2 tRNA genes and 2 rRNA genes (1 of these 4 only partly in view) are annotated in these 2887 nt (G+C 54.6%); all 4 read right to left on the minus strand.

The window, feature by feature from the left end:
• Positions 1 to 541: ribosomal RNA gene (locus DK26_RS27745) — 23S ribosomal RNA — on the minus strand; it reaches 2275 nt to the left of the window's first position.
• A 222-nt stretch (positions 542 to 763) separates the two neighbouring features.
• Positions 764 to 839: transfer RNA gene (locus DK26_RS27750), tRNA-Ala, on the minus strand.
• A gap of 76 nt (positions 840 to 915) precedes the next feature.
• Positions 916 to 992 (minus strand) — tRNA-Ile (locus DK26_RS27755).
• A gap of 232 nt (positions 993 to 1224) precedes the next feature.
• Positions 1225 to 2711: ribosomal RNA gene (locus DK26_RS27760) — 16S ribosomal RNA — on the minus strand.
• Together the 16S and 23S rRNA genes with 2 tRNA genes alongside form the textbook arrangement of a ribosomal RNA operon.
• Positions 2712 to 2887: the final 176 nt, after the last annotated feature.

A 2887-nucleotide genomic window follows, 5' to 3' on the forward strand; every position in this document is an offset into this window, starting at 1 on the left:
TCGGGGTGCTTTTCACCTTTCCCTCACGGTACTTGTTCACTATCGGTCGCTGAGGAGTACTTAGGCTTGGAGGGTGGTCCCCCCACGTTCAGACAGGATTTCACGTGTCCCGCCTTACTCATGTCTCGCTTGGTCTCAGATCCGTACGGGGCTATCACCCATTAATGCGCGGTTTCCCAACCGCTTCCGGTAAATTCCAAGCAAGCACTGGCCTGGTCCGCGTTCGCTCGCCGCTACTAACGGAGTCTCGTTGATGTCCTTTCCTCCAGGTACTTAGATGTTTCAGTTCCCTGGGTTAGCTTTGAACCCCTATGTATTCAGAGTTCAATACCTTCATGTGATCTCTGTTAGTCCGAAGACAGGCCCAAGCACAGGCCGTAACCTGTCCTTGGAATAACAGAGATCGAAGGTGGGTTTCCCCATTCGGAAATCCGCGGATCAAAGCTCATTCGCAGCTCCCCACGGCTTATCGCAGCGTATCACGTCCTTCATCGCCTCTCAGCGCCAAGGCATCCACCGAATGCTCTTAAGGCACTTGATCGTTCTCATGATCGATGTCCGCAGCACAAAAGCTGCAAGACAAGATCAGAAAGACCATTATGCTTGCCGAATGTACCCGATTTAACCCGGTCGATTGGTGATCGAACCGAGCATGCTGCAGGATGAGCAGCTCTCGAATACATTCCCTCTTAACAATGACAAACAGCATCATCTATCGCCGCCAAAGACGGCAATCTATGAAACCTGAATTTCCGGAACGTTCTGGTGGAGCCAGACGGGATCGAACCGACGACCTGAAGCTTGCAAAGCTACCGCTCTCCCAACTGAGCTATGGCCCCATTTTGGATGGGTCACGCGCCATTGGGCGCGGCGGCCGGTCGGCCTTGCGAGCCCTGCGGCTCGAAGACCAGAGCTTGGTGGGCCTGGGAGGATTTGAACCTCCGACCTCACGCTTATCAAGCGCGCGCTCTAACCAACTGAGCTACAGGCCCGAGACCTGAACACCGAAAGGAAACCCCTTCGGCACGGCCAAAGACCTGAAAGCGTTGGCCCAGAATGCACCGACCGGCATCGACCCCATGGTCGACGGGCCAGGCACATTGCCCGGAAAAAGAAAGAGAAACGAAGACGGCGAGGTTCCGCATGTCGAAGCCTGACTGGCTTCTTTTGTTCCAAGCGAATTCAATACAAGATCCGAAGACCTCGTGGAGAATTCTACCTTAGAAAGGAGGTGATCCAGCCGCAGGTTCCCCTACGGCTACCTTGTTACGACTTCACCCCAGTCGCTGAGCCTACCGTGGTCGCCTGCCTCCTTGCGGTTAGCGCGACGCCTTCGGGTAAACCCAACTCCCATGGTGTGACGGGCGGTGTGTACAAGGCCCGGGAACGTATTCACCGTGGCATGCTGATCCACGATTACTAGCGATTCCACCTTCATGTACTCGAGTTGCAGAGTACAATCTGAACTGAGACGGCTTTTTGGGATTAGCTCGAGGTCACCCTTTCGCTGCCCATTGTCACCGCCATTGTAGCACGTGTGTAGCCCAGCCTGTAAGGGCCATGAGGACTTGACGTCATCCCCACCTTCCTCGCGGCTTATCACCGGCAGTCCCCCTAGAGTTCCCAACTGAATGATGGCAACTAGGGGCGAGGGTTGCGCTCGTTGCGGGACTTAACCCAACATCTCACGACACGAGCTGACGACAGCCATGCAGCACCTGTGTTCCGGCCAGCCGAACTGAAGAAAGACATCTCTGTCGATCAAACCGGACATGTCAAAAGCTGGTAAGGTTCTGCGCGTTGCTTCGAATTAAACCACATGCTCCACCGCTTGTGCGGGCCCCCGTCAATTCCTTTGAGTTTTAATCTTGCGACCGTACTCCCCAGGCGGAATGCTTAAAGCGTTAGCTGCGCCACTGAAGTGCATGCACCCCAACGGCTGGCATTCATCGTTTACGGCGTGGACTACCAGGGTATCTAATCCTGTTTGCTCCCCACGCTTTCGCGCCTCAGCGTCAGTATCGGACCAGTTGGCCGCCTTCGCCACCGGTGTTCTTGCGAATATCTACGAATTTCACCTCTACACTCGCAGTTCCACCAACCTCTTCCGAACTCAAGACTCTCAGTATCGAAGGCAATTCCAGGGTTGAGCCCTGGGCTTTCACCCCCGACTTAAGAGTCCGCCTACGCGCCCTTTACGCCCAGTGATTCCGAGCAACGCTAGCCCCCTTCGTATTACCGCGGCTGCTGGCACGAAGTTAGCCGGGGCTTATTCTTCCGGTACAGTCATTATCTTCCCGGACAAAAGAGCTTTACAACCCTAAGGCCTTCATCACTCACGCGGCATGGCTGGATCAGGCTTGCGCCCATTGTCCAATATTCCCCACTGCTGCCTCCCGTAGGAGTTTGGGCCGTGTCTCAGTCCCAATGTGGCTGATCATCCTCTCAGACCAGCTACTGATCGTCGCCTTGGTGAGCCATTACCTCACCAACTAGCTAATCAGACGCGGGCCGATCTATCGGCGATAAATCTTTCCCCCGAAGGGCGTATCCGGTATTAGTCCAAGTTTCCCTGAATTATTCCGAACCGAAAGGTACGTTCCCACGTGTTACTCACCCGTCTGCCACTAGCACCGAAGTGCCCGTTCGACTTGCATGTGTTAAGCCTGCCGCCAGCGTTCGCTCTGAGCCAGGATCAAACTCTCAGATTTGATGAGTTTGTTCCGGCATCGCTGCGTATTGACGGAGTCATTGCTTGACGACCGAAGTCATCAGCGATGGCTCTTGTTAACGCAGCACACCGAAGTCTCGTTTGACTTGCCCGAAAGCAAGTCCGCAAGAACTTCGCCGTCCACGTTTCTCTTTCTGTCTTCAGTTTTCAAACAGC

This window comes from Allobosea sp. WAO (assembly GCF_001509835.1).
Lineage (GTDB): Bacteria > Pseudomonadota > Alphaproteobacteria > Rhizobiales > Beijerinckiaceae > Allobosea.